The sequence below is a fragment of the Micromonospora sp. A202 genome (assembly GCF_006715105.1).
In the GTDB taxonomy this organism is placed as follows: Bacteria; Actinomycetota; Actinomycetes; order Mycobacteriales; family Micromonosporaceae; genus Micromonospora; species Micromonospora zamorensis.
This window is the reverse complement of record NZ_VFMP01000001.1, coordinates 2,162,990-2,181,683: the sequence shown is the minus strand read 5'-3', so window position 1 is coordinate 2,181,683 and position 18,694 is coordinate 2,162,990. Positions and strand designations below refer to the sequence as shown.

Genomic DNA, 18,694 nt, shown 5'->3' with positions numbered 1-18,694 from the left:
GTCCTCACCGGTCGGCCGGTACGGGAACCGCCGTCGGCTCGGCGGCGGGGGCGCGGCGCCCGGCCAGCCAGGCGGGCAGGTAGAGCGGGGCGGCGACGGCGAGCACCACCGCGCCGACCACCATCGCGGTGCCGACGCTGGTGGCGGCGGCGAGCGCGGTGAGCACCACCCCACCGAGGGCGGCGGCCGGCTGCGCCATCATCGAGTTCAGCGAGAGCACGCTGGTCCGGTACGGGCCGTCGACCTGCCGGTGCAGCAGCCCACTGTGCAGCGGGTTGGACGCGCCGTGCACGGCGTAGCAGGCCAGGTACGCCACCAGCACGCCGACCGGCCCGGCGAACAAGCCCATCCCGACCACCGTCACGCCCTGGAGGATGCGCAGCAGGGCCGCACCCGGCGCGGCGCCGAACCAGCGCAGCAGCAGTGGGGTCAGTGCCGCACCGGCCGCCGAGGCGAGCCAGGCGGCCGAGTTCGCCGGCCCGAGCAACGCCGCCGCGCGTTCCGGATCACCGATCACCTCGGCGAGCCGGACCGGCAGCAGCGACTCGAAGGTGACCATGCCGAAGCCCCAGAACAGCTCGACGGCCACCAACGCCAGCAGCACCCGGGAGCGACGCAAGAGCCCGACGGCCTGGCCGATCATCCGGGGCGCCTGGACCACCGAGGCCCGCAGCGCTGCGAACCCGGTGGCCGGCCGCTCTTCGACAAGCAGCACGACCAGCGCGACGAGCGCCGCCGCCTGCGCGACGATGGCGGCCAACACGGGCACCGTGAGCGCGCTGACTGGCCCGATCGGGCCGAGCGCGATGAGTCCGCCGCTGAGCAGCGCGCCACCACCGATCGCACCGCCGATGACGGTGCCGGCGTACCCGAGGCCGCGCTCGTACTCGGCCTCCGGGTCCGCGGCCAGGGTGGCGTCGACGTACCAGGACTCCAGCGGGCCGCTGTCCAACGCCCGGTAGACCCCCTGCAGGGCCCAGACCACGAAGAACAGCACGAACGAGTCGGCCACCGCGAACAGCGCCAACGAGGCGAGGTTGATCGCTCCGGCGGCGAGCAGCACCGGCCGGCGACCGAGGGCGTCGGCGAGCCCGCCGGTGGGCAACTCCAGCGCCAGCACCAGCAGGCCCTGCGCGGTGCCGACCAGGCCGATCTGCGGCAGCGACAGGCCACGCTCCTGCATCAGCAGGATCATGACCGGGATCATCAGACCCGTGGGCAGCCAGCGCAGGCCGTAGAGCGTGAGGTAGCGACGCCGGACCTGGCGTACGGTCAGCGCGCTCATCACAGCCCCTCGCGCAGCGGGTAGGCGGCCAGGAAGACCTGCACCGGCTGAGCATCCGGGTCGGTGGGGTCGACCGCCTCGGCGTCGCGGTGGTAGCGCTCCAGCAGCCGCCACATCTCCGTCTTGAGTTCCTCCAGCCGGGCCGGCGGGATGGTCATGACGATGTCGCTCATGCCGAAGCCGTCCCGCCACGCGGGCGACCACTCGTGCTGGGTGGCAAACCAGTGGTCGGCGGTGTCGGCGAGCAGACGCACCTGGTCACCCTGGATCCACTCGATCGCGGCCCGGGCGTCGGGGTCGTCGTCGAAGTCGCTCGGATCCCAGCTGGTGACGTCGTGTGCGGCCTGCCACCAGCGCTGCCGCCCGCCGCCCCGGTCGGGGTCCTCGACGACCAGCCCGACCTCGGCGAGTTGGCGCAGGTGGTAGCTGGTCGCGCCGGTGTTGGTGCCGAGCAGCTCCGCCAGGGTGGTGGCGGTGGCGGGGCCCTTCACCCGCAGAGCCCCGACCAGCCGCATTCGCAGCGGATGCGCCAGCACCCGGACCTGCCGTTTGTCGATCCGTACCTCACGCGGCGCCGGCCGCGGGGTCGCTTCGTCGTTCGCCATGACTGCACACTATCTCTGCACACTTCCTATGCACAAGAGTTGTGCATAGGAAGTGTGCAATGGCGATCAGGGTGCCAGGAGTTCGCGTACCCCACGCAGTCGCGTGCGCAGCAGGCCGACGGCGCGAGCGGAGTCGAGGCGTACGTCGAGGGGGCGGGACAGGCCGACGGCGGCCCCGGTGGTGGTCTTGAGCCCGGCCGGGTCGAGGCCGAACCGCTCGGCGACCAGCAGACCCAGCTCGGCCCGGCTGACCGCGTCGGGGCCGGCCACGTTGAGCACCCCGGCGTACGTCGAGGCGACCAGTTCCAGTACGGCGTCCGCGAGGTCGGTGACGTCGATCGGGCAGCGCAGCTCGTCGCTGAACAGGACGGCCCGGCCGGCGAGCGCCTCCCGGCAGAGCTGGATCTGCTTGCTGCCCTCCCCCAGGATCAGCGAGGTACGCACCAGGGCCGCGCCGGGGTCGATCGCCCGTACGGCGGTCTCGGCGGCGGCCTTCGCGGCGCCGTACGCGTGCACCGGCGTGGGCGGGTCGTCGTCGGCGTACGGCGTGGGTCGGCCGGCGTGCAGCGCGTCACTGGACACGTGCACCAGTCGGGCGCCCGCCTCGGCGGCGGCGACCGCCACGTGCGCGGCACCGTCGGCGGTGACCGCCCAGTCGTCGTACCGATAGGGGGTCCCGACCACGGCGTCCGGCCGCACCTCGGCGACCAGCGCGCGCACGGCGGCCCGGTCGGTTACGTCCAGCCGACGCTCCGCAACTCCCGGCACGGCGATCTCACCGGAGTGAAATGTCCCAACAACCGACCACCCGGCGCCGACGCCCTGTCGACAAACCGACCGCCCGAGTAACCCACTACCCCCGACAACAAGCACCCGCATCCCAGCCCACTCCCCCACCTAGGTCGATCATGAGGTTAACGAGCGACACGCCGACGCGTGGGCCCGCCAACCCCATGATCAACGAGGCGAGAGGCAGGAGCGGGGGTCAGACCGGGTCTGCTACCGGGGCTGCGGGGCCGGCCGTTCCCGTGTGGGCCGTTGCGGGCGGCTTGGGCTTGGCGTCGATGCCGGCCTCGGCACGCTGCTGGGCGGTGATCGGGGTGGGAGCGCTGGTCAGCGGGTCGAAGCCACCCCGGGTCTTCGGGAAGGCGATGACCTCGCGGATCGAGTCGGCGCCGGCGAGCAGCATGCACACCCGGTCCCAGCCGAAGGCGATGCCGCCGTGCGGAGGGGCGCCGTACTTGAACGCCTCCAACAGGAAGCCGAACTTGTCCTGCGCCTCCTCGGGGGTGATGCCGAGCAGGTCGAAGACCCGCTTCTGCACGTCACCACGGTGGATACGGATCGACCCGCCGCCGATCTCGTTGCCGTTGCAGACGATGTCGTACGCGTAGGCGAGGGCCCGGTCCGGAGCCTCCTCGAACCGGTCGACCCACTCCGAGTTCGGCGACGTGAACGGGTGGTGCACGGCCGTCCAGCCGCCCTCGTCCGTGCGCTCGAACATCGGCGCGTCGACCACCCAGCAGAACGCCCAGGCGCTCTCGTCGATCAGCCCGGTCCGCTTGGCGATCTCGACGCGGGCCGCGCCCAGCAGCTCCTGCGCCTCCCGGGTGGTGGCGCTGGCGGCGAAGAAGATCGCGTCGCCCGGCTTGGCGCCGACCGTGTCGGCGAGCCCGCCCAGGTGCTCGGCGGAGAGGTTCTTCGCCACCGGGCCACGCGCCTCGCCGGTCTCGGCGTCCAGCACCACGTACGCCAGGCCGCGCGCGCCGCGCGCCTTGGCCCAGTCCTGCCAGCCGTCCAGCTCCTTGCGGCTCTGCGCCGCACCACCCGGCATCACGACCGCGCCGACGTAGCCGCCCGCGTCGATCGCCCCGGCGAAGACCCGGAACTCGGTGCCACGCAGGTAGTCGGTCAGCTCGGTCAGCTCGACCCCGTAGCGCAGGTCCGGCTTGTCGGAGCCGTACCGGGCCATCGCGTCGTGCCAGGTGATCCGCGGGATCGGCTGGCTGATCTCGTGCCCGGCCAGGTCCTTCCAGAGCGCCGACACGATCGCCTCGCCGAGGTCGATCACGTCGTCCTCGGTGACGAACGACATCTCGATGTCGAGCTGGGTGAACTCGGGCTGCCGGTCGGCGCGGAAGTCCTCGTCGCGGTAGCAGCGGGCGATCTGGTAGTACCGCTCCATGCCGCCGACCATCAGCAGCTGCTTGAACAGCTGCGGCGACTGGGGCAGCGCGTACCAGCTGCCGGGCTGAAGTCGCACCGGGACCAGGAAGTCACGGGCGCCCTCGGGCGTCGAGCGGGTCAGCGTCGGCGTCTCGATCTCCAGGAAGTCACGCTCGTGCAGCACGCCCCGGGCCAGGTGGCTGGCACGCGAGCGCAGCCGCAGCGCGTTCGCCGGGCCGCTGCGGCGCAGGTCCAGGTAGCGGTACCTGAGCCGGATGTCGTCGCCAGCCTCGATCTGGTCGTCCACCGGCAGCGGCAACGGCGCCGCCTCGGAGAGCACCTCCAGGTCGGTGACGGTCACCTCGACCTCACCGGTGGGCAGCTCCGGGTTCTCGTTGCCGGCCGGTCGGCGGGTCACCTCACCGACGACCTTCACGCAGAACTCGTTGCGCAACGCGTGCGCATCTTCCTCACGGAACACCACCTGGACAACACCGGAACCGTCGCGCAGGTCGACGAAGATGACCCCGCCGTGGTCGCGCCGGCGGGCCACCCAGCCGGCGAGCGTCACCGTCGAGCCGGCGTCCGCGGCGCGCAGGCTTCCGGCATTGTGGGTACGGATCACGGCTGGCAACTCCTCATCGTGGAACAGTCCTCACCGGCATTCTGTCAGGGGTGGCCGCCCTGCCTCCGGGGCACCCGGCAGGCCGACGCGATTCGCAGGTGGGGCAGCCCGGCGAACCCGACTCAGGCAGCGGCCATGCCGGTTAACGTGGCGAAATGCGCGCCGTACCGAACTGGGCCGTCGCCACGGCGGCTGCCGCACCCCTACTGCTGGTGGCCGGCTGGACGGTCGCGGAGGCGCGGCAGCCCGCCGGTTACGACCCGATCCGGGACACCATCAGTGAGTTGGCCGGGCAGGAGGCCGTCGACGCCTGGATCATGATCACCGCGCTGGTGCTGCTCGGGTGCTGCTACCTGGCCGTCGCCGCCGTGCTGCACGCGGCCGGATTGCCCAGCCGGTTCCTGCTCGCCGTCGGCGGGGTGGCGACCATCGCGCTGGTCGCGTTCCCCCGCCCCACTGTCGGCGGTTCGCTCAGCCACGGCATCGCGGCGACAGTGGCGGTGCTCGCCCTGGCGCTCTGGCCGGCCGGCTCGGCGCTGTGGCTTCCGCGCGGGCACGACACCGAGCACCCGAGCAGGCCGGACCCGCCCTGGGCGTTCCGTCGGGCGGTGGGGCTGAGCACCACGGTGGTGCTGCTCGCGCTCTTCGGGTGGTGCGCGTACGAGGTGACCAGCGGGTCCCGCACCGGGCTGGCCGAACGGGTGACGGCGGTGGCGGTCTCACTCTGGCCACTGCTGGCCATCCTCTCCGCCCGGCGGGCGCACCTGGCCTGGGCCGTCGGCGGTGCGACAGCCATCGGTCCGACGTTGCCGACCGGCGGCGTCGTACCCCCGGATCCGCTCGGGCCCACAATCGGGCCCGCTCCTCGAGGGCCTGATCGGCTGCCGTAGGTCACGGTGTATCGGCCCGAATGCCAGGCCTCGGACCCGGGAGTGGGGCCGTTCGCACCGCTACGCTCACCCGATGTCCGCCGTTCCCCGCTGGGCCCTGCTGTCGGCCGCTGGTGCACCGTTGTTTCTGATCGGGGGCTGGACGCTGGCGCAGGCCGCCCAATCCGACGAGTTCGACCCCGTCCGGCAGACCATCAGCGCGCTCGCCGCCGCCGACGCCGACCAACGCTGGATCATGACGGTGGGGCTGGCTGGCCTGGGCATCTGTCACCTGGCAACCGCACTCGGCCTGGTCGTCGCGGCACCGGCGGGTCGTGGGCTGCTCGCCCTGGGCGGCCTTGCCACACTGGTGCTGGTCGCGTTCCCGCAACACCCGGGAGGCGGCTCGACGACGCACGTCGTCGCCGCTGGCGTGGCGTTCGTGGCGTTGGCCGTCTGGCCCGCCCTGGCGGTGCCCCGTCGAGCGGCGCCGTCCCTCGGCCGAGCCCGGCGCGATCCACCGGGCGGGTCGGCACCGCGCGTCCGCTGGACAGCGCTCGCGGTGACGGCGGCGCTCCTCGGACTGCTCGGCTGGTTCGCCGTCGAGTTCTTCACCGACGGCGCGTGGATCGGGTTGACGGAGCGGCTGGTGGCGGCCGCCGAGGCGGTCGTACCGCTGGCCGCCGTGCTCGCCGCGCTGGCCTTTGGGCGGCGGCCAGGCTGACCGCTCGGCACCGCTCTTTTCTGAGGTACGCCGAGCGCACCGTGGACGGCGGGCAGCCAGGACAGCGAACGGGCCGCCGGAGAAATCCGGCGGCCCGCTGGCGGTGACTGGATCAGAAGACGCTGACGCCGTAACGGCTGAGCGCCTCGGTGACCGGCTGGAAGTAGGTCGTGCCGCCGGTGCGGCAGTTGCCACTGCCGCCGGAGGTCATGCCCAGGGCGGTGCCACCGGCGAACAGCGAGCCGCCGCTGTCGCCCGGCTCGGCGCAGACGTTGGTGCGGATCAGGCCGGAGACCGAGCCCTCGGCGTAGTTCACCGTGGCGTTGGTCGCGTTCACCGAGCCGCTGCGCAGGCCGGTGGTGCTGCCGGAACGCTGCACCGACTGGCCGACCGACGCGTTGCCGGAGCCGGTGATGTCGCGGAAGCTGCCGTTGTAGAGCGACACGTTGCCGGCCGCGTTGGCCGAGTTGCTGTGCCGCACGATGCCGTAGTCGTTACCCGGGAAGCTGGTGCCGGTACGGGTGCCGATCAGCGAGCTCTGGGAGGAGTTCGAGTACCAGCTGGACGCGATGTTGGTGCAGTGCCCGGCCGTCACGAACGAGTAGGTGCTGCCACTGCGCACGTTGAAGCCGAGCGAGCAACGCCCGCCTCCGCCGGCGTAGATGGCCTGACCGCCGGAGATCCGGGTGCTCAGCACGCCGGCCTCGGCCTCGACCCGGACCGCGCCGTTGGCCCGCGCGGCGGCGGCCTTGACCCGCTCCAGCTTGGCACCGGTGACGGTGCTGTCCACGGAGACGACGACCTGGTTGGTGACCGGGTCACTCCACCAGGCGGTGCCCGGGATCTTGGCGGACCGCTCCAGGTCCGCGGTGGCCCGGTTGAGCTCGCCGGCACCACGGGTGACGTAGCGGACGACGGCGCCGGCCTTGCTCGCCTTGCTGGCGGCGGCGGCGTCGGTCACCGTGACGACGGACTTGCCGCTGGCGTCGATGTACGAGCCGGCGGAGCGGTCACCGAGTGCCGCGGAGAGCGCCGCGGCGGCATCGGGCGAGGCGGCGGGAGCGGCCTGGGCGGGTGCGCCGATGAGCGCGCCGACGACCAGGGATCCGGACACGGCGACGGTGGCCGCGACGCGGAACGAGGACCTCGTGGGTCGCATGTAACAAACCTCCTGGGCGGGGGGACGGGTCACGCCGGGGGGAACGGCTGACCCGAGGGCAACCCGGCCGATCTGCGAAAACCGGTCGAGTGAACTGAAGTATTCACATACTTAAGATCATTGACAAGGCCTGGTTTCGCCCGGATTTGCCGATCTTGGCGGGCCACAATGCCGCAACACCCCTGACACGCTGGTGAACAACGACCGTCACACCCGCATGGTTTTTCGCGCGCACGATCGTCGATGCCTTCCCGGGCACCGGATGCCGGGTGGGTGGGGGCGCCGCGCGTCAGGGCGTACGGCGGCGGGCGCCGGGGCCCGGGCGCGGCACCACATCGCGCGGCTGGTCCACGTCGTGCCCCTCGGCGCAGCGCAGGTCCACACGAACCGGAGCGCCACAGTCACGGTGAGCGACGCTGAGCGGCGGACCCTCCGGGCCGGCGAGGTACCGGTCGCCCCAGCCGAGCACGGCGACCAGCACCGGCCACAGGTCCAGGCCCTTCTCCGTCAGCCGGTACTCGTGGCGCGACCGACTGCCCGGCTCCCGGTACGGCTCACGGCTCAGCACGCCCTGTTCGACCAGAGTGGCCAGCCGGTTGGTCAGCACCTGACGCGGGATGCCGGTGCGCACCCGCATGTCGTCGAAGCGGCGGACGCCGGTGAACACCTCGCGGAGCACCACCAGGGTCCACCGCTCACCGAGGATCTCCATCGCGCGGGCGATGGTGCAGTTGTCCACCGACCAGTCCAGTGCCGCGGGTCGCATCCGACCAGGCTAGGTCTCATTGACAGACTCAGCAACCTGCTGCCAGGCTGCGTCCATGACGCAGACGCAGGAACCGGCGCGCAGCCGGACCTTCAGCTGGGCGGACCCGGCGGCCAACGCCGCCCAGATCGGCCGACGCAGCGGCATCGACATGCTGCGGGCGATGATCGCCGGCGAGCTGGCCGCGCCGCCGGTGATGCACCTACTCGACATGAGCCGGATGGAGGCCGACGAGGGCCGGGTCAGCGTCGAGTTGACCCCGCAGGAGTTCCACTACAACCCGCTCGGCACCGTCCACGGTGGCGTTCTCTCGACGCTGCTGGACACCGCCGCCGGGTGCGCAGTGCACACCACCCTGCCCGCTGGCGTCGGCTACACCTCGCTGGACCTGAACGTGAAGTTCCTCCGCCCGGTCACTGTCGACAGCGGCACGCTGCGCTGCGAGGGCACTGTGCTGCAACGTGGCCGGCGTACGGCCCTGGCAGAGGCCCGCATCACCGACGCGGACGCCCGCCTGATAGCCCACGCCACCAGCACCTGCCTGATCCTCCCCCTCCCCTAACTGCCCCACCTGCCCTTGAGTTGATCAAGAGATTTCGGTCAGGAAACGGGCTCACGGTGACCGAAAGCTCTTGATCAACCCGGTGGGGTGGGGGCAGGGGGCCGGGGTGGGGGTTTAGCGGAGGGCCAGGCGGGCGGCTCGGGCGTCGCGCTTCTCCTCGAAGCGGCTCGCGGCGCGCTCCAGGTTGTCCAGCTGGCCGGCGAGCTGCTCGCGGGCGGCTTCGCCGTCGGCGTTGAGGCCGGTCACGTTGAAGACGTCCCACTGGCGCAGCACCGGCTGCAGCACATCGTCGCGGTGCTGGCGCAGGTCGTAGATGCCGGCCAGGGCGATCGCCACCGACTTGCGGGCGAAACCGTCGATGCCGCTGCCCGGCATCTGGAAGTCGGCCACCACGTCGGCGACGGCCCGCATGGCCTGACTCGGGGCCAGCTCGAACGCGGCGGCGAGCAGGTTGCGGTAGAAGACCATGTGCAGGTTCTCGTCGGCCGCCACCCGGGCCAGCAGCGCCTCGCAGGCGGGGTCGCCGGTGGCCTTGCCGGTGTTGCGGTGCGAGATCCGGGTGGCCAGCTCCTGGAACGAGACGTACGCCAGCGAGTGCAGCACCTCGTCGCCGTGGGCGTTGGTGTAGCCCTCGGACATGTGCGTCATCCGGGCCCGCTCCAACGCCACCGGGTCCACGGCCCGGGTGACGGTCAGGTAGTCGCGGATCGCGACGCCGTGCCGGCCCTCCTCGGCGGTCCACCGGTGCACCCAGGTGCCCCACGCGCCGTCGCGGCCGAACAGGGTGGCGATCTCGTGGTGGTACGAGGGCAGGTTGTCCTCGGTCAGCAGGTTCACGATCAGCGCGGTGCGAGCCACGTCCGGGATGGTCGAGTCGGTCGGCGACCACGCCTCGCCGCCGAGCGGCCCGTCGAAGGTCCGCCCTTCGCTCCACGGCACGTACTCGTGCGGGAACCACTCCTTGGCGAGCGTGAGGTGGCGGTCGAGGTTGCGTGCGACCACCGGCTCCAACTCGACGAGGAGAGCGGTCTGACTGAGTGTGGTGCTGACGGTCACAAGAAACTCCCTACGGTGGCGTAACTTACGCTACCGTAGGTCCCTGCGGCCGTCAGCGCCAGTGGAGAGACTCACCCAACAGACGGCTTGAGGTCCTCCAGAGGGGGCATCCACTCCTGCGCACCGGCCGTGACCTGCTCACCCGAGCGGATGTCCTTCACCTCGTCCGGCGCTCCGTCGACACCGGGGAACCAGACGTACGGGATGCCGCGCCGCTCGGCGTAGCGGATCTGCTTGCCGAACTTCGCCGCGCTCGGCGACACCTCGGTCGGCACCGCGCGCCGCCGCAGCGCCTCGGCCACCCGGTTGCTGGCCGTCCGCTGCTCCTCGCTGGTCACCGCGACGAGCACGGCGGTCGGCACCTCCCGGGACACCGACAGCTCCCCCGCGCCGAAGAGCAACCCGAGCAGCCGGGTCACCCCGATCGAGATCCCCACCCCGGGGTACGAGACGGCGCCGGCGGTGGCCAGGTTGTCGTACCGGCCGCCGGAGCAGATCGAGCCGAACCGCTCGTAGCCGCGCAGCTGGGTCTCGTAGACGGTGCCGGTGTAGTAATCCAGGCCACGGGCGATGCGCAGGTCCGCCACGCAGAGGCCGGGCGAGTGCTCGGCGGCGGTCTCCACCACCCGGACCAGTTCGTCGATGCCCTCGTCGAGCAGCGGATCGCTCACCCCGAGCGCGCGGACGGCGTCGGCGAACGAGGCGTCCGGGGCGGAGATCTCGGCCAGCGCCAGGCACGCCTTGGCCTGCGCCTCGCTCGCCCCGGCGGTCTGGGCCAGCAGGTCGGCCACCTTCGCCGGGCCGATCTTGTCGAGCTTGTCCACCGCGCGCAGCGCCGCCTCCGGGTCGGTCAGCCCGATGCCCCGGTAGAAGCCCTCGCAGATCTTGCGGTTGTTGACCTGGATCGTCACCGGCGGGATCGGCAACGAGCGCAGCGCGTCGCCGATGACGAGGGGCATCTCCGCCTCGTGGTGCGGGGCCAGGGTGTCCCGGTCGACGATGTCGATGTCGGCCTGCACGAACTCCCGGTAACGGCCCTCCTGCGGCCGCTCACCCCGCCACACCTTCTGGATCTGGTAGCGGCGGAACGGGAACGCCAGCTTGCCGGCGTTCTCCAGCACGTAACGGGCGAACGGCACGGTCAGGTCGAAGTGCAGGCCGAGCTGGTCGTCACCACCGGAACCCTCCGCGTCGGCGTGCAGCCGCCGGATCACGTAGACCTCCTTCGAGGTCTCGCCCTTGCGCAGCAGCTGGTCCAACGGCTCCACCGCGCGGGTCTCCAGCGGCGCGAAGCCGTACAGCTCGAAGGTGGCCCGGATCCGGTCGAGCACGAACTGCTCGATCATCCGCTGACCGGGGGTCCACTCCGGGAAACCGGAGATGGGCGTGGGCTTGCTCATCGGCGTACTCCTTGCGGTGCCGCGCCCGCGGCGCGGTGGTGTCGTGGGTCCGCGCGCGGCGCGGAGAAGGTCTAGAGGCCCCGGGTGGGCGCCGGTCGGCCGCCGCCGACCTGCGCCACCTCGATGAGGTACGGGTTGCTGGCGCGCTCGCGGCCGATGGTGGTGGCGGGGCCGTGGCCGGGCAGCACGACGGTGTCGTCGGCCAGCGGAAGGATCTTGTCGCGCAGGCTGGTGAGCATGGCCGGCATGCTCCCGCCCGGCAGGTCGGTGCGGCCGATCGACCCGGCGAAGAGGACGTCACCGGAGAGGCACAGCTCGTCGGCCTCCCAGTCCGACCCCGCGCCGGGCAGCCGGAACAGCACCGACCCGCCGGTATGGCCCGGGGCATGGTCGACGGCGATCTCCAGGCCGGCGAGCGTGAGGGTGGCGCCGTCGGTCAGCTCCGCCACGTCCTCCGGCTCGGTGTAGCTCAACCGACCGCCGAAGAGCGACGTCAGGTCGGCCGAGAGGCCCTTGGACGGGTCGGCCAGCATCTCCCGGTCGCCCGGGTGCACGTACGCGGTGACGCCGCGCGCACCACAGACCGGCGCGACCGAGAAGGTGTGGTCGAGGTGGCCGTGGGTGAGCAGCACGGCGGCCGGATGCAGGCGGTGCTCGGCGAGCAGCGCGTCGAGCTGGTCGAGCACCCCGATCCCGGGGTCGACCACCACGCACTGCTCCCCCGGCGCGGTGGCAACCACGTAGCAGTTGGTGCCGAAGGCGTCCGCGGGAAAGCCGGCCACGAGCACAGGCGCTGTCCTTTCCGTCGAGCAGCTGTCGTCCTGCCAGCAGCCTAACGGGCGTGCCGAGCGACTTTGCCGCGTCCGCCCCTCGCGCCCCGTACGGCACAGTGACAACGCCCGATAAGCGCTGCTCGGGATGGGGTGGAACCTCGTACACCACATTCCCAGTCGCTAGCCGTACACTCTGGCGGGCGTGTGGCGCGACACACGTGACGCCCGGACGGGCCGGGACGCCCGGTCGCCGGCGACGACCAGGTAGAGGAAAGGGGAGCACGGGTGGCTTCCAGCAGGGACCGGCAGCGCAAACTGGCGCGGGAAAAGCTCGACCGGCAGTTGGCTCGCCGGGCTGCCGCGACGCGGCGCCGTCGGCAGATCCAGGCCGGTGTCGGTGCCGCCCTGATCCTCGTGTTGGTGGTGGCCGGCTCGGCCTGGGCGCTCGGGGCGTTCGACTCCGACTCGAAGCAGAACACGGCCGCGGAGGACACCTGCCTCTGGACGCCGCAGGACGCCACGGCCAACACCAACCTGAAGGACGTCGGCACACCGGCGACCAAGGATCTGCCCACCGACGGCACCCGGGCGATGACGGTGACGACCAACCAGGGCGCGCCGATCACCGCGGAGCTGAGCCTGACCAACTCCCCGTGCGCGGCGGCGAGCATCGCCCACCTCGCGAGCCGGTCGTTCTACGACAACACCAAGTGCCACGAGATCACCACCGAGGGCGCGCTGCACTGCGGCGATCCCAGTGGCACCGGCCTCGGTGGGCCCACCTACTCGTTCTACGACGAGGAGGTGCCGACCGTGCCGTCGGCGTCCCCGTCGGCCAGCCCGGCCCCCGGCCAGCCGCCGACGTACCCGAAGGGCACCGTGGCGATGGTCTCCAACCCGCCGGGCAGCAACGGCAGCCAGTTCCTGATCTTCTTCAAGGACTTCACCACCGCCGACCCGAAGTACCCGGTGATCGGCAGGGTGACCGGCGGGCTGGACGTGGTGGAGAAGATCGGCGCCCTCCCGACCGTGGACAATGGGACCGGGGCCAAGGTCAAGCCCAGCACCGACGTGACGATCCAGAGCCTCACGGTCGGTGAGCCGGTCACCGGCGCCGCACCCTCGGCCTCCGGCGCCCCGGCCAGCAGCCCGAGCGCCGGCTGACCGGGCGCCACCACCCACCCCAAGCGGCACTCAGCAGCAGACAGCCCAGGAGGATCCAGGCGTGACGTCCACCAGAGAGCGGCAGCGCGCGGCGGCACGCGCCCGGCTCGAGAAGGAGATGGCCGAGCGGTCGGCCAAGGCCCGCAAGCGCCGGCAGACGCAGGCGATCGTCAGCGCGGCTGCCGCGCTGGTGCTCGTGGTCGCCGGCACCGTCTGGCTGGCGATGAGCCTCGGCGGCGACGACGACGACAAGAACGACACCGCCGCGCCCGCGGCCGGGGCGTCCGAGTGCGTGTTCAACGCGCTGCCGGCCGAGCAGCGGCCCCCGCAGATCAAGGACGTCGGGGTGCCGAGCAACGAGCAGTACGCCAAGGGCGTGCAGACCATGACGATCGACACCAACCTCGGCCCGATCACGGCCAAGGTCGACCGGTCGCTGGTGCCGTGCACGGCGGGCAGCTTCACCTACCTGGCGGAGAAGAACTTCTTCGACAACACCAAGTGCCACCGCCTGGTGACCGAGGGCATCAAGGTGCTGCAGTGCGGTGACCCCAGCGCCACCGGCAACGGCTGGCGGGAGACCGACGGTCAGGGTGGCCCGAGCTACCGCCTGCCCGAGGAGAACCTGCCCACCGACAAGCGCCCGCCGTACCCGGAGGGTGTCATCGCGATGGCCAACTCCGGCCAGCCGGGCAGCACCGGCAGCCAGTTCTTCATCGTCTACGGCGACTCGCCGCTGGACCCGGCGTACACGGTGCTGGGCACCATCACCGGTGGCCTGGACATCGTCAAGGACGTGGCCAAGGCCGGCGACGACGGGGCTTTCGCCCAGCAGGCCGGCGGTGGCCACCCGAAGAAGGAGGTCGTCATCAAGGACCTCGCCATGAGCAACCCGCAGGGCTGACCCCCGCGCGCATGACGAAGCGCCCGCCGGCTGAGCCGGCGGGCGCTGTCGTGTCCGGGGTACGCGTCAGGCGCCGGAGGTGACCCGGTACGCGTCGAAGACGCCATCGACCTTGCGGACCGTGGCCAACAGGTGGCCCAGGTGCTTCGGGTCGGCCATCTCGAAGCTGAACCGGCTCACCGCCACCCGGTCGCGGGTCGTGGTGACGGTCGCGGAGAGGATGTTGACCCGCTCGTCGGAGAGCACCCGGGTGACGTCGGCCAGCAGCTTGTGCCGGTCCAGTGCCTCGACCTGGATCGCGACCAGGAACGTCGAGGCGGAGGTGAGCTTCCAACTCACCTCGACCACGCGCTCGCTCTGCGCCCGCAGGTCCTCGGCGTTGGCGCAGTCGTCGCGGTGCACGCTCACCCCGCCGGAGCGGGTGACGAAGCCGAACACCGAGTCCGGTGGGACCGGGGTGCAGCAGCGGGCCAGCTTGATCCAGACGTCGCTGACACCCCGCACCACCACACCGGGGTCGCTGCTGCTCTGCCGGCTGCGCGGGGGCCGGGTGGCGACGGCGGTCTCGGCGATGTCCTCCGCCGCGCCCTCCTCGCCGCCGTACGCGGCCATCAGCTTCTGCACCACCGACTGCGCGGAGACCTGGCTGTCGCCGACCGCCGCGTAGAGCGAGGCCACGTCGGCGAGGTGCAGGTCCCGGGCGATCGACATCAGCGCGTCGGAGGTGAGCATCCGCTGCAACGGCATGCCCTGCTTGCGCATCGCCTTGACGATCGCGTCCTTGCCGGCCTCGATCGCCTCCTCGCGCCGTTCCTTGTTGAAGTACTGCCGGATCTTCGTCCGGGCGCGAGGGCTCTTGACGAAGCCCAGCCAGTCCTGGGTGGGGCCGGCCGTCTCGGACTTCGACGTGAAGATCTCGATCACGTCGCCGTTGGACAGCGTCGACTCCAACGGCACCAGCTTGCCGTTGACCCGCGCCCCGATGCACTTGTGCCCGACCTCGGTGTGCACCGCGTACGCGAAGTCCACAGGCGTCGACCCGGTCGGCAGCGGGATGACGTCACCCTTCGGGGTGAAGACGTACACCTCCTGGCTGGACAGGTCGAAGCGCAGCGCGTCCAGGAACTCGCTCGGGTCGGCCGCCTCACGCTGCCAGTCGAGCAGCTGCCGCAGCCAGGTCATCTCGTCGATGTGCGCGGGCGGGCCGACGATCTGGGTGCCCTTGTGCTCCTTGTACTTCCAGTGCGCGGCGATGCCGAACTCCGCGGTGCGGTGCATCGCGTACGTGCGGATCTGCATCTCCACCGGCTTGCCGGTGGGCCCGATGACAGTCGTGTGCAGCGACTGGTACATGTTGAACTTGGGCATCGCGATGTAGTCCTTGAAGCGGCCCGGCACCGGCTGCCAGTTGGCGTGGATGACACCCAGCGCCGCGTAGCAGTCCCGAACCGTGTCGACCAGGATCCGCACCCCGACCAGGTCGTAGATGTCGTTGAAGTCCCGACCCCGCACGATCATCTTCTGGTAGATCGAGTAGAGGTGCTTCGGCCGCCCGGTGGTCTCCGCCTTGATCTTGGCGGCCTTCAGGTCGGTGCCGACCTTCTGGGTGACCTGCCGCAGCAGCGTCTCGCGCTGCGGCTGGTGCTCCCCGATCAGCCGGTTGATCTCCTCGTAGCGCTTCGGGAACAACGTGCCGAAGGACAGGTCCTCCAGCTCCCACTTGATCGTGTTCATACCGAGCCGGTGCGCGAGAGGCGCCAGGATCTCCAGCGTCTCCTTGGCCTTCTGCTCCTGCTTGGGGCGGGGCAGGAAGGTCAGGGTGCGCATGTTGTGCAGCCGGTCGGCCAGCTTGATCACCAGCACCCGGGGGTCCTTGGCCATCGCCACGACCATCTTGCGGATCGTCTCGGCCTTGGCCGCGTCACCCAGCTTGACCTTGTCGAGCTTCGTGACGCCATCGACCAGGAGGGCGACCTCGCCACCGAAGTCGGCGCGCATCTGGTCGAGGGTGTATTCAGTGTCCTCGATGGTGTCGTGCAGCAGCGCGGCGACCAGCGTGGTGGTGTCCATCCCCAGGTTGCCGAGGATGGTCGCCACCGCGAGCGGGTGGGTGATGTACGGGTCGCCGGACTTGCGGTACTGCCCGGAGTGCCACCGCGCGGCCGTGTCGAAGGCGCGCTGGAGCAGCCGGGCGTCGGCCTTGGGGTGGTTGTCCCGGTGGCTCGCAATGAGCGGCTCCAGCACCTCGCTGACCTGCGAGGTCTGCCAGGGCGCGTTGAACCGGGCCAGCCGGGCCCGGACCCGCCGGCCGGTGGGCGCGTTGGACAGCCCGAAGCCACCGCTCGGCGACGGGTCGATGCCCGCGTCGGTCGGGAACGGCACCACAACCCCGTCGGCGCCGGGCGCGGCCTCGACGCTCGGCGGGCCGCTGATCGGGCGGACAGTGGTCTCGCCCGCAGCCTTGCCGGAGCCGTTGCCGGTGCCCGCCACCCGGGCCGGCGCGTCGCCTGTCCGGTCAGTCACCGAGCCGTCAGCGTCGCCTGTCGGGTGCACCGTGCCCTCCGCCGGAGGGACGACATCGTGGGACACCGGCCTCCTCACCGCTCGCCGGAAACACACCGACCGAACATCGGCCGGCCTGGTCTCGCCTCGCCGGACGTGTGCGGCCGGCGTCAGCAAAGGGCAATGCTACCCGCACCGAAGGCCCCCTGCCGCTCCGCCGGACGGTCGACGCCGGCAGTGTCCGCCGGATCTGGGATCAAACGGTCAGCCGCGTGTCGAACTGCTCAAACGGTCAGCAGGGCGTGCACCGGACGCTGCGCCAACCGCTCGCGCCCGCCCAGGAACCCGAGCTCCAGCAGCACCGTGAAGCCGGTGACGGTGCCGCCGGCCCGCTCGACCAGGTCCAGCGTCGCCTCGGCGGTGCCGCCCGTGGCCAGCACGTCGTCGACGACCAGGACCCGGTGCCCGGCGGTGAAGGCATCCTCGTGCACCTCCAGGGTGGCCTCGCCGTACTCCAGGGCGTAGGACACCGAGTGCGCCGGGCGGGGCAGCTTGCCGGCCTTGCGCACCGGCACCACGCCCACCCCGGCCGCGTAGGCGACGGCCGCCGCGACGACGAAGCCGCGCGCCTCGATGCCGACCACCACGTCGAAAGCGTCCCGCCCGTGGTACGCGACGATCCCGTCGATCACCTCACGGAAGACCTTCCCGTCGGCGAACAACGGCATCAGGTCCTTGAACAGGACGCCGGGCTTGGGGAAGTCGGGCACGTCCAGCACCCGGCTGGCGACCAGTCGGGCGGCCTCCGGGCCGCTGTCCCCGCGCGCCTCGGTGCTGTGGGTCTCCGTCACGGCTGTTCCGCTCTCCTTCAACGACGACGGCGTCCGGCAGTGCTGCTCACACAGCATGCCGGACGCCGTTCGGGTGTTTCCGTTCGGGTCAGCGCCGCTTGGCGCCACCCGGCCGGTTGCCGCCGCCACCCGGGCGACCGCCCCGGGCACCGGTCGGCCGCTTGCCCGCCGGCCGGGCGCCCACCTTGGGGGCGGCACCCGCCAGCGCGGCGGCGTCCGGGTCGAGCGGCTCATCGGTCGCGTCGGCCAGGGCGGGGCTCGCGGCCCCCTTCGGGGTGACCTCGCCGCGGGCCAGGGCGCCCCGCCGGGTCAGGACGCGCTTGTTGTGCGCCTGGATCCGCGGGTCGTAGTTCTTCAGCAGCGCCAGCAGCGGGGTGGCCACCAGGATGGAGGTCAGGAACGCCACCGCCATACCGACGAACAGCACCAGGCCGAGGTCCTTCAGCGTGCCGGCGCCGAGCAGGCCGGCACCGATGAAGAGCAGACCACCGACCGGCAGCAGGGCGACCACCGAGGTGTTCAGCGACCGCATCAGGCTCTGGTTGACGGCCAGGTTGGCCGCCTCGCCGTACGTCTGGTTGTTGTTGGCGGTGATGCCCCGCGTGTTCTCCTGCACCTTGTCGAAGACCACCACCACGTCGTAGAGCGCGAAGCCCAGGATCGTGAGGAAGCCGATGATCGTCGACGGAGTGACCTCGAAGCCGACCAGCGAGTAGATGCCGGCGGTGAGGATCAGGTTCGTGATCAGCGAGGCGACCGCGGCGACCGCCATCCGCCACTCGAAGCGCAGGATCAGGTAGACCATGACCAGTGCGATGAAGATGACCAGACCGAGCACGGCCCGCTCGGTCACCTGGCTGCCCCACGCCTCGCTGACCTGGTTGCTGCTGATCTGAGCCGGGTCGATGCCGAGGTCCTCGGCGATCTGGGCCTTGACCGCAGTGGTCTGGTCGGCGTCGAGCTGTGCCGTACGCAGCTCATAGGTGTCGCCGCCGGTGCCGCCGACCTTCTGTGCGGTGGCCACCGTGACGCCGGTGTTCTCCGTGGCGAGGGCCGAGTTGACCTCCCGCTCGGCGTCCTCCAGGGTGCCGACGCTGGCCGGCACCTGGAACGAGTTGCCGCCGGCGAACTCGATGCCGAGGCTGAAGCCACGCAGCCCGAAGCTGAGGAGCGCGATCAGGATCAGGACCCCGGCGACGCCGAACCAGACCTTGCGCTTGCCGACGACGTTGAGACCGGCTTCGCCGTTGTAGAGGCGGCTCGCCAGACCGTTTTGAGCCATC

At 71.4% G+C, this 18,694-nt stretch carries 17 protein-coding genes; 5 read left to right on the top strand and 12 right to left on the bottom strand.

All coding sequences use genetic code 11. The features are described from left to right. Positions 1–4 precede the first annotated feature (4 nt). The 4 genes from FBZ33_RS10025 to aspS form a co-directional block, all read right to left on the bottom strand. Positions 5–1,285 carry an MFS transporter gene (locus FBZ33_RS10025; RefSeq protein ID WP_099852235.1) on the bottom strand — a complete coding sequence of 427 codons (1,281 nt, stop codon included), beginning with the start codon at positions 1,283–1,285 and terminating at the stop codon, positions 5–7. After that, positions 1,285–1,890, bottom strand: coding sequence for a transcriptional regulator (locus FBZ33_RS10020; protein WP_141908826.1), 606 nt, complete (start codon positions 1,888–1,890; stop codon positions 1,285–1,287). The genes FBZ33_RS10025 and FBZ33_RS10020 overlap by 1 nt, the downstream gene beginning before the upstream one ends. A 66-nt stretch (positions 1,891–1,956) precedes the next feature. Next, positions 1,957–2,769 (bottom strand): sugar nucleotide-binding protein, encoded by an 813-nt coding sequence (locus FBZ33_RS10015; protein WP_141908825.1) that lies wholly within the window; start codon positions 2,767–2,769, stop codon positions 1,957–1,959. Between the two features lie 106 nt (positions 2,770–2,875). After that, the gene (aspS, locus tag FBZ33_RS10010; RefSeq protein ID WP_141908824.1) at positions 2,876–4,681 is read right to left on the bottom strand and encodes an aspartate--tRNA ligase; all 1,806 of its coding nucleotides are present in this window, start codon (positions 4,679–4,681) and stop codon (positions 2,876–2,878) included. A gap of 155 nt (positions 4,682–4,836) precedes the next feature. Between aspS and FBZ33_RS10005 the strand changes: the two genes are divergently transcribed. Both FBZ33_RS10005 and FBZ33_RS10000 read left to right on the top strand, forming a co-directional pair. Beyond that, positions 4,837–5,571 (top strand): DUF998 domain-containing protein, encoded by a 735-nt coding sequence (locus FBZ33_RS10005; protein WP_141908823.1) that lies wholly within the window; start codon positions 4,837–4,839, stop codon positions 5,569–5,571. A 73-nt stretch (positions 5,572–5,644) separates the two neighbouring features. Next, complete coding sequence (locus tag FBZ33_RS10000; protein WP_141908822.1) at positions 5,645–6,274, top strand: DUF998 domain-containing protein; 630 nt, start codon at positions 5,645–5,647, stop codon at positions 6,272–6,274. 112 nt (positions 6,275–6,386) lie between these two features. On the opposite strand, the gene FBZ33_RS09995 is transcribed toward FBZ33_RS10000, so the two are convergent. Further along, positions 6,387–7,433 carry a S1 family peptidase gene (locus FBZ33_RS09995; RefSeq protein WP_088947424.1) on the bottom strand — a complete coding sequence of 349 codons (1,047 nt, stop codon included), beginning with the start codon at positions 7,431–7,433 and terminating at the stop codon, positions 6,387–6,389. Positions 7,434–7,722: 289 nt separating this feature from the next. Then, positions 7,723–8,199, bottom strand: coding sequence for a helix-turn-helix domain-containing protein (locus FBZ33_RS09990; RefSeq protein WP_141908821.1), 477 nt, complete (start codon positions 8,197–8,199; stop codon positions 7,723–7,725). A gap of 55 nt (positions 8,200–8,254) precedes the next feature. Between FBZ33_RS09990 and FBZ33_RS09985 the strand changes: the two genes are divergently transcribed. Beyond that, a complete protein-coding gene (locus FBZ33_RS09985; protein WP_088947422.1) occupies positions 8,255–8,761 on the top strand; it encodes a PaaI family thioesterase in 507 nt (168 codons plus the stop codon). Between the two features lie 114 nt (positions 8,762–8,875). Here FBZ33_RS09985 and FBZ33_RS09980 read toward each other — a convergent pair whose 3' ends face one another. The 3 genes from FBZ33_RS09980 to FBZ33_RS09970 form a co-directional block, all read right to left on the bottom strand. Next, positions 8,876–9,817, bottom strand: coding sequence for an acyl-ACP desaturase (locus FBZ33_RS09980; RefSeq protein WP_088947421.1), 942 nt, complete (start codon positions 9,815–9,817; stop codon positions 8,876–8,878). A 71-nt stretch (positions 9,818–9,888) separates the two neighbouring features. Next, a complete protein-coding gene (gene hisS, locus FBZ33_RS09975; RefSeq protein ID WP_141908820.1) occupies positions 9,889–11,217 on the bottom strand; it encodes a histidine--tRNA ligase in 1,329 nt (442 codons plus the stop codon). Between the two features lie 71 nt (positions 11,218–11,288). Next, positions 11,289–12,005 carry an MBL fold metallo-hydrolase gene (locus FBZ33_RS09970; protein ID WP_088947419.1) on the bottom strand — a complete coding sequence of 239 codons (717 nt, stop codon included), beginning with the start codon at positions 12,003–12,005 and terminating at the stop codon, positions 11,289–11,291. Between the two features lie 270 nt (positions 12,006–12,275). On the opposite strand from FBZ33_RS09970, the gene FBZ33_RS09965 reads away from it, so the two are divergent. Both FBZ33_RS09965 and FBZ33_RS09960 read left to right on the top strand, forming a co-directional pair. Next, the gene (locus FBZ33_RS09965) at positions 12,276–13,154 is read left to right on the top strand and encodes a peptidylprolyl isomerase (RefSeq protein WP_099852223.1); all 879 of its coding nucleotides are present in this window, start codon (positions 12,276–12,278) and stop codon (positions 13,152–13,154) included. Between the two features lie 61 nt (positions 13,155–13,215). Then, on the top strand, positions 13,216–14,058 hold the full coding sequence (locus tag FBZ33_RS09960; protein WP_141908819.1) for a peptidylprolyl isomerase: 843 nt from the start codon (positions 13,216–13,218) through the stop codon (positions 14,056–14,058). Between the two features lie 66 nt (positions 14,059–14,124). On the opposite strand, the gene FBZ33_RS09955 is transcribed toward FBZ33_RS09960, so the two are convergent. The 3 genes from FBZ33_RS09955 to secF form a co-directional block, all read right to left on the bottom strand. Beyond that, positions 14,125–16,647: a bifunctional (p)ppGpp synthetase/guanosine-3',5'-bis(diphosphate) 3'-pyrophosphohydrolase gene (locus FBZ33_RS09955; RefSeq protein WP_099852219.1), complete on the bottom strand. Its 2,523-nt coding sequence runs from the start codon at positions 16,645–16,647 to the stop codon at positions 14,125–14,127. A gap of 197 nt (positions 16,648–16,844) precedes the next feature. After that, entirely contained in the window at positions 16,845–17,411 is a 567-nt protein-coding gene (locus FBZ33_RS09950; RefSeq protein ID WP_088951624.1) for an adenine phosphoribosyltransferase, read from the bottom strand. Positions 17,412–17,499: 88 nt separating this feature from the next. Then, positions 17,500–18,693, bottom strand: a complete 1,194-nt coding sequence (gene secF, locus FBZ33_RS09945; protein ID WP_141908818.1) for a protein translocase subunit SecF — start codon at positions 18,691–18,693, stop codon at positions 17,500–17,502. Position 18,694 lies beyond the last annotated feature (1 nt).

What these genes read in the sequence shown, in the direction of transcription:
- hisS (WP_141908820.1), bottom strand. Translation starts at nt 11,217, where the DNA reads ATGAGCAAGCCCACGCCCATCTCCGGTTTCCCGGAGTGGACCCCCGGT.
- FBZ33_RS09990 (WP_141908821.1), bottom strand. Translation starts at nt 8,199, where the DNA reads ATGCGACCCGCGGCACTGGACTGGTCGGTGGACAACTGCACCATCGCC.
- FBZ33_RS10025 (WP_099852235.1), bottom strand. Translation starts at nt 1,285, where the DNA reads ATGAGCGCGCTGACCGTACGCCAGGTCCGGCGTCGCTACCTCACGCTC.
- FBZ33_RS10020 (WP_141908826.1), bottom strand. Translation starts at nt 1,890, where the DNA reads ATGGCGAACGACGAAGCGACCCCGCGGCCGGCGCCGCGTGAGGTACGG.
- FBZ33_RS10005 (WP_141908823.1), top strand. Translation starts at nt 4,837, where the DNA reads ATGCGCGCCGTACCGAACTGGGCCGTCGCCACGGCGGCTGCCGCACCC.
- FBZ33_RS09985 (WP_088947422.1), top strand. Translation starts at nt 8,255, where the DNA reads ATGACGCAGACGCAGGAACCGGCGCGCAGCCGGACCTTCAGCTGGGCG.
- FBZ33_RS09995 (WP_088947424.1), bottom strand. Translation starts at nt 7,433, where the DNA reads ATGCGACCCACGAGGTCCTCGTTCCGCGTCGCGGCCACCGTCGCCGTG.
- secF (WP_141908818.1), bottom strand. Translation starts at nt 18,693, where the DNA reads ATGGCTCAAAACGGTCTGGCGAGCCGCCTCTACAACGGCGAAGCCGGT.
- FBZ33_RS10015 (WP_141908825.1), bottom strand. Translation starts at nt 2,769, where the DNA reads ATGCGGGTGCTTGTTGTCGGGGGTAGTGGGTTACTCGGGCGGTCGGTT.
- FBZ33_RS10000 (WP_141908822.1), top strand. Translation starts at nt 5,645, where the DNA reads ATGTCCGCCGTTCCCCGCTGGGCCCTGCTGTCGGCCGCTGGTGCACCG.